4 protein-coding genes and 1 pseudogene are annotated in these 7,281 nt (G+C 72.5%); 3 read left to right on the top strand and 2 right to left on the bottom strand.

Annotated features, from left to right (window positions below; translation table 11 throughout):
* Positions 1–1,101 (bottom strand): aminofutalosine synthase MqnE (gene mqnE, locus DMB66_RS33930; RefSeq protein WP_125808207.1); only part of this gene is annotated, 1,101 nt, incomplete at its 3' end.
* 280 nt (positions 1,102–1,381) lie between these two features.
* Between mqnE and DMB66_RS33925 the strand changes: the two genes are divergently transcribed.
* Complete coding sequence (locus DMB66_RS33925) at positions 1,382–2,986, top strand: C40 family peptidase (RefSeq protein WP_233625040.1); 1,605 nt, start codon at positions 1,382–1,384, stop codon at positions 2,984–2,986.
* Between the two features lie 250 nt (positions 2,987–3,236).
* Here DMB66_RS33925 and DMB66_RS62885 read toward each other — a convergent pair whose 3' ends face one another.
* A complete protein-coding gene (locus DMB66_RS62885; RefSeq protein ID WP_199752778.1) occupies positions 3,237–3,683 on the bottom strand; it encodes a hypothetical protein in 447 nt (148 codons plus the stop codon).
* 1,065 nt (positions 3,684–4,748) lie between these two features.
* Between DMB66_RS62885 and DMB66_RS64295 the strand changes: the two genes are divergently transcribed.
* Both DMB66_RS64295 and DMB66_RS33910 read left to right on the top strand, forming a co-directional pair.
* Positions 4,749–5,117 carry a hypothetical protein gene (locus DMB66_RS64295; protein WP_233625039.1) on the top strand — a complete coding sequence of 123 codons (369 nt, stop codon included), beginning with the start codon at positions 4,749–4,751 and terminating at the stop codon, positions 5,115–5,117.
* A gap of 215 nt (positions 5,118–5,332) precedes the next feature.
* A pseudogene (locus DMB66_RS33910) lies at positions 5,333–7,197 on the top strand (DEAD/DEAH box helicase).
* Positions 7,198–7,281 lie beyond the last annotated feature (84 nt).

Raw genomic sequence — 7,281 nt, 5'->3', positions numbered from 1 at the left:
GATCTCGTAGCGGGTGTTGCGTTCGACCGGCTGGAAGCCGGCGTCCCAGATGATGTTGAGCAGGTCGTCACGGTGCATCGTGGTCGGCGTGCCGTACGAGTCGGCATCGTGGGTGATCTTGTATTCGACCACCGAGCCGTCCAGGTCGTCGGCGCCGAAGTTCAGCGAGAGCTGCGCCACCGACAGGCCGTGCATGACCCAGAAGTTTTTCAGGTGCGGCACGTTGTCGAACATCAGCCGGGACACCGCGAAGGTGCGCAGCGACTCGGCCGGGGCCGCCATCGTGGTCTGCGCCTGGATCCGGTTACGGATCTTGCCGTCCGCCGAGTCGACGAAGTCGTGCTGGTAGCGCAGCGGGATGAAGACCGCGAAGCCACCGGTCTCGTCCTGCAGCTCACGCAGGCGCATGACGTGGTCGACCCGGTGCCGCGGCTCCTCGATGTGGCCGTACAGCATCGTGGCCGGGGTCTTCATGCCCTTGGAGTGGGCCAGCCGGTGGATCCGCGACCAGTCCTCCCAGTGGCAGTTGTGGTCGACGATGTGCTGGCGGACCTCCCAGTCGAAGATCTCCGCGCCGCCACCGGTGAGCGACTCGAGGCCGGCGTCCATCAGCTCGTCGAGGATCTCGCTGGCCGGCAGGCCGCTGATCTTTTCGAACCACTGCACCTCGGTGGCCGTGAAGCACTTGAGCTTGACGTCGGGCAGCGCCGCCTTCAGCTCGCGCAGCACCTTGGGGTAATACCGCCAGGGCAGCGTCGGGTGCAGGCCGTTGACGATGTGCAGCTCGGTGAGCTGCTCGTTTTCCATCTCCTTGGCCTTGCGGACGGCCTCGTCGATGCGCATCGTGTAGGCGTCCTTTTCGCCTGGCTTGCGCTGAAAGGAGCAATACGCGCAGCTGGCGGAGCAGACGTTGGTGAGGTTGAGGTGCCGGTTGACGTTGAACATCACCCGGTCGCCGTTGAGCTCGGTGCGCTTGTGGTGCGCCAGCCGGCCCAGCCAGGCAAGATCGTCGGACTCGTAGAGCGCGACACCGTCCTCGCGGGTCAACCGCTCGCCGGCGTAGACCTTGGCCTCCAGCTCGCGCTTCAGCCCGACGTCCATCTGCGGCATGATGTGTGCGCCCCCTTCACCTTCGCTCGCCGTCGAGCGTACGTCCTGCCTCTGCCCAGCCGACCACCCCACCGCCGCGCTTGATCCGACTGAAGGCCGACAGCCAGGAGATCCGGCGGCTGCCGGGCGGCACGGATCACATCTGCGGGACTACGATTCACAGGGTCCTCTCATCCCCAATCAATCGACATCCGTGCCTTGGTTGGGGTAAGACCTTAGAAGGACGACAAGCGGTGGCGGGGCGACGACCGCAGACGGGGAGCGCATGTCGATGAAGCGGCAGGACGAAAGCGGACGTACACCGCGGTTGCGCGCGTGGTGGCGACCGCTGGCCTGCTCTGCCGCGACTGCCGCCGCCATCGCTGCCTTGTTCAGCCCGCTGCCCGCATCCGCCGCGCCCCCGGCCGTGCCGCCGGCGCCCGCGGTTCCCGACACCGGTTCGCGCCCACTGCCGCAGGGCGCGTTCGTGCTGCCCGGCCAGCCGACCGCGCCGGCCACGACCACCCCGGTCTCGACACCCGGTGTCGTCCTGACGCCGATCATGGCGAAGATCGAGAAGGGCCGCACCGAGCTGACGGCCCTGGGTGAGCAGCTCACCAAGGCGCAGGCCGAGGTCGACCTCGTCACCCAGCAGGTCACCGACGCGGGCCAGAAGGTCGCCCAGTCCTCGGTCGCCGTCACCCAGGCCCAGGCCGAGGTGGCGAACGCGGCGGCCCTGGCCATCCGGGAAGCGGCCGCCATGCCGCCCGGCTCGATCGGCTCCGGCCTGTCGGATCTCGACTCGCTCGCCCGGATCAACCGCGGCGACTCCGCGACCCATCAGGCAGCCAGCCGCCAGCTCTCCATCGCGCAGAGCGCCTACACCGGCGCCCTCGCCGAGCAGCAGGCCGCCTCCGCGTCACTCGCGACGTTGACCGCCGCACGCGACAAGCTGCAGCTGGCAGTCACCAAGAAGTCGGCCGCCCAGCAGAAGTTCGAGCAGGAGCACGCCGCCGAGATCGCCGCCGCGGACGCCGCCCAGGCGGCCCAGGACGCGCAGGCCGGCGCGGGCTACCTGGCCGGGGAGAACGCCGGCCGCGGCGCCGACCCCCGGGCCATCGCCGCGCTGCGATATGCGCTGGCCCAGCGCGGCGACCCCTACGTCTGGTCCGAGGAGGGCCCGGACAAGTTCGACTGCTCCGGCCTGATGTATGCGGCCTACCGCGCCCCGGGTGCCGGCGACTTCAAGCTGACCCGGGTGTCACGCGACCAGTATTACCAGACCCGCGAGCGGGTCGTGGACCGATACTCGCTGCTCCCGGGCGACCTGCTCTTCTTCAGCTCGTCGAGCAGCTGGCAGCAGATCCACCACGTGGCGATGTATGCGGGCAAGGGCATGATGGTCGAGGCGCCGCGCACGGGCCTCAACGTGCGCCTGGTCCCGGTCCGCTGGACCCGGCTGTTCAGCGCGACCCGCATCTACGGCTCGATCGAAGGCACCGTGCAGGGCCCGGACCTGGGCTCGCCGGATCCGGAAAAGCCGAGCGACCACAACACGACGAAGCCCCCCACCACCACGAAGCCGCCGACCACGCCCACAACCAAGCCGCCCACGACCCCGGCGACGACGCCGACCAGCAAGCCGACCACCAAGCCGCCGGCCACCGGCACCACGACGGCCCCGACCACCCAGCCGACGACCCCGGCCACGACGCCGCCGACGACGACGCCGCCGACCGCAGCCACGCCGGTCACCACGACGCCGGCGACCGACCCGACGTCGCCGGAGGGCACGGCGGAAAACACGCCGACGAAGGAAGAGACGAGCAGCTCGACATCGAAGTCGGTGTCGGCGTCCGCCGAGGCAGCCGCCGTCTCGAAGTCGGCCGGGTCCTAGCGCACACCACCCTCGCCAGTCATGATCTTCAGGCAGGACCGCTTGACGCCGGGTGCGCTCATGAGCGCTGATGTGGCACGGTAGTTACCAGGCGCCCGGCAATCGGTCTGCCCGACGTCCGGCATGGCGTCGGCACGGGGTGACGGCGATCGGGAGGACCCATGGACGAGCAGCAGGCGAAACCGGACAGCGACGGCAGGACGCCGCCCGCTGCGCGGACGCCCGCGGGCAGCGCCGGGCCGCAGAACGATCAGGGATACGAGCTGCCCCCGCCGCCCGCGGCGGGTGCGCTGTGGGCCCCCGCGTCCGGCTCCGACGCGACCAAGCCGGCCTCCCCCGGCCCCGCATCGACCGGCCCAGCGTCGACCGGCCCAGCATCGACCGGCCCAGCATCGACCGGCCCAGCATCGGCGTCCCCGCCGGTCAGCGCGGTTCCCGCCAGCGGCTCGCCCGGCGGAGCCACGCCGGGATCGGCGGCGGCGGGCGATCGCGCCTCGGCGCCGGTCAGCGCGGCCCCGATCAGCGCGGCCCCGATCAGCGCGGCCCCGACCAGCGGTGCGAGCAGCGGACGGGCCGCCGTCTCCGGGTCCGCCAGCGGCCTCGGCGGTGCTACCCGGCCGGTTTCGGTCGCGCCGAGCGCCAATGCGGCCCGCGCCACCGTGCCCGGCTCGATCGACCCGGCCGGTGTCCGGGCCACGACCTGGCCGAGCGCCCAGGCGAAGGTCTACGGCGGCCGCAAGCCGAGCGCAGACCACCCCACCCCTACTCCCGGCAGCTCGGACGCCGCCGGCGAGGCTGCCGCGAGCAACGACAGAGACGCCCCGGAGCAGCCCGTCGTCAGCTGGATGAGCGTCGGCGAGCGGCCGCGCCAGTCCGGTGCCGCCGGCTCAGCGGGCAGCGCGGCCGGAAAGCCGCAAGGCGCCGCCTCGGACGAGCCCGGCGTGGAGCCGCCCGCCCCGGACCCCGGCCTGCCGGAGCCGTCGACCCCGGAGCCGGCCAAGCCCGCCCCGGCCAAGCCCGAGCCCACCCGGCCCGAGCCCGCGCCGCTGCCGACCCCGCACCCGACTCCCCCGCCCGGCCCGGGGCCCACACCGACGCCGCCCGGCCCGATCCCGCCGGGTCCTGACCCGAGCCCGATTCCGCCCGGCCCCGGCCCGAGCCCCATACCGCCCGGCCCCGGCCCGAGCCCCGTGCCCCCGGGTCCCGGACCGTCGCCGGTCCCGCCCGGACCGGGGCCCTCGCCCGTGCCCGGCCCGCCGCCGGCGCCCTTTCCGGGGCCGCCGATGATCGCCGGCGCCGGTGGCGCCACCGCGCCCGGCTCCTTCCCGGCCTACACGATGCCGTCCGCGGCACCCGCCGGCCAATACGGCAGCCCCGCGCCGAGCGCCAACCACACGACACCGTCCGCCGCGCCCTCCGGCCAGTACGGCAACCCGCCCCCAAGCGCTAACCACACAACGCCGTCCGCCACACCTCCCGGTCAGTACGGCAGCCCGCCGCCAAGCGCCAACCACACAACGCCGTTCACCGCACCCTCCGGTCAGTACGGCAGCCCGCCGCCAAGCGCCAACCACACAACGCCGTCCGCCACCACCTCCCGGCCAATACGGCACGCCCGCCCCCAAGCGCCAACCACACGACACCGTTCACCGCACCCTCCGGCCAGTACGGCAGCCCCGCGCCGAGCGGCAACAGCTCGACCCCGTACGGGGTAGGCGCATCGGGCGGGACCCGGCAGCCGTTCGGCGGGCCGGCGGCTCAGGTGAGCACCCCGCCCGCCCGTCCGGCGACCTATGGCTCGGGTTCCGCCGCGTCGGGATCCGGACAGCCCGCCGCCGTGCCGCAGCAGCGCGGGCAGGGCACCGTCTACGGCGGTCTCGCGGATTACGCGCCGGCCGACATGACGATGCCGGTGAACGTCAACCCGGTGGAGAACTCCGGTTCGCTGACCGGGCATATCCTGGCCCAGGGCTGGCGCGACGGGCCCGACACCCACCAGCGGCGCAGCAACGTCAAGGTGGTCGTGGCGATGCTGATCGTGCTGCTCGTTCTGGTGGGTGTGAGCGTGCTCTTCCTCTTCACCGTCGGCGACGCCTTCAGCAACATGATCGGTGGCGTTTTCAAGCAGTGAGTTGTCGCTCGGCGCAAATCCACCTAAGCTGGCGAGGTTGCGCCGAAGGGTGAGCCTGCCCACTACCGGCGCGGAATGCGGGCAAGGTCCAGGACGTTGACCCGTACACTGATGGAAGTAATTAACCTGGCGTGCCCTCAAGGCGCACGCCACGGGCGTTCTTGCGGTCATTTCAGCGGCCGGCTGTTGGTAGCCGCGGCGGGCCATACGCGAGCATGCGCCCCCGTAGAGAGGTTCTCTTGACCACTTTCGCTGATCCCAGCACGTTCCCGTCCGTCTTCGAAGTTCCCGCCGAGTCCGGCGGCACCCCCGGCACCGCAGCTCCCGAGGCCGCTCAGGTCACCCCTGAGGCCGAGGTGGAGCAGGTCGAGACCCACGAGGTCGAGGCCGTCGAGATCCCCACCCCCGCCGTGCCGACCTTCGCCGAGCTGGGCATTCCCGCCGAGCTCGTCCGAGTGCTGAGCCGCGAGGGCATCACCACGCCGTTCGAGATCCAGGCCGCGACCATGCCCGACGCCCTCGCGGGCCGGGACGTGCTCGGCCGTGGGCAGACCGGCTCCGGCAAGACGCTGGCGTTCGGCCTGCCGCTGCTGGCGCGCGTCGCCAAGAGTGGCCGGGCGCTGCCCCACCAGCCCAAGGCCCTGATCCTGGTGCCGACCCGCGAGCTGGCCATGCAGGTGGCCGACGCGCTGACGCCGCTCGGCCGTTCGGTCGGCGTCTTCCTGAAGACCGCCGTCGGCGGCGTGCCCTACGACCGGCAGATGGACGCGCTGCGGCGCGGCGTCGAGGTCATCGTGGCGACCCCGGGCCGCCTCGGCGACCTGATCGAGCGCGGCGCGTGCCGGCTCGACGCCATCGAGGTCACCGTCCTGGACGAGGCCGACCAGATGGCCGACATGGGCTTCCTGCCCGAGGTCACCGAGCTGCTGTCCAAGACCCCGGCCGACGCGCAGCGGTTGCTCTTCTCGGCGACGCTCGACGGCGACGTCGACGCGCTGGTCCGGCGGTTCATGCACGACCCGGTCACGCACTCGACCAACCCGGCCGAGGCCAGCGTGTCCACCATGGAGCACCACATGCTCCTGATCCCGCCGCACGACAAGTTCCCGATCACCGCCTCGATCGCCAACCGGGAGGGCAAGACCATCGTCTTCGCCCGCACCCAGATGGGCGTCGACCGGCTGGTCGACCAGCTCGCGGCGGTCGGCGTGCGCGCCGGCGCGCTGCACGGCGGCAAGACCCAGCGGGTACGCACCCGCACGCTGGCCGAGTTCAAGGAAGGCCGGACGAACGTGCTGGTCGCCACGGACGTCGCGGCTCGCGGCATCCACGTCGACGGCATCTCGCTGGTCATGCACGTGGACCCGCCGAAGGACCCGAGGACTACCTGCACCGCGCTGGTCGCACCGCGCGGGCCGGCGAGTCCGGCGCGGTCGTGACGCTGGTGCTGCCCAAGCAGCGCCGCACCACGGCGTCGATGATGCTCAAGGCGGGCGTCACGCCGGCCGAGCTGCGCGTGCGCCTGGGTGACGAGGGCCTGGCCCAGGTCACCGGGGCGCGTGAGCCCAGTGGTGTGCCGGTGAAGATCGAGCCCGAGCCGCGTGAGCGTGGCGACCGCCCGCGTCGCTTCGGCGACCGGCCGCAGCGCAGTGGTGGTGGCTACGGCGACCGTTCCCGCGGCGCCAGCAGCTACGGCGACCGGCCGCGCACCGGCGAGCAGCGTTCGTTCGGCGACCGCCCCCGTGGCAGCTTCGCCGGCGGCGGCGACCGCCCGCGCACCGGCGAGCAGCGCTCGTTCGGCGACCGGGACCGTTCGTTCGGTGACCGCCCCCGTGGCGAGCAGCGCACGTACAGCGACCGTCCGGCGGGCGACCGCTCCTACGGTGACCGTCCGGCCGCCGGTGGCGACCGGCCGTCGGGTGACCGCTCGTTCGCCGAACGCCAGCAGGGCTTCGGCGACCGTACGGCGCGCAACCTGAGCGACCGGCCCGCTGCTTTCCGGCGTGAGCCCAGCCGCAACGACCGGCGCGAGACTGGCAGCGGCCGCTACTCGACCGGCCGCCCGGCGCACACTCACTGATCCACCGCACTCGACGAAGGCCCCGGCGCTCCATGCGCCGGGGCCTTCGCCGTTGCGGTGTGGTTCACCGGGGCACGGGAGCGG

Source organism: Actinoplanes sp. ATCC 53533, from assembly GCF_003947245.1.
The sequence above is the reverse complement of the archived record's forward strand: the minus strand, read 5'-3'. Positions and strand labels throughout refer to the sequence as shown.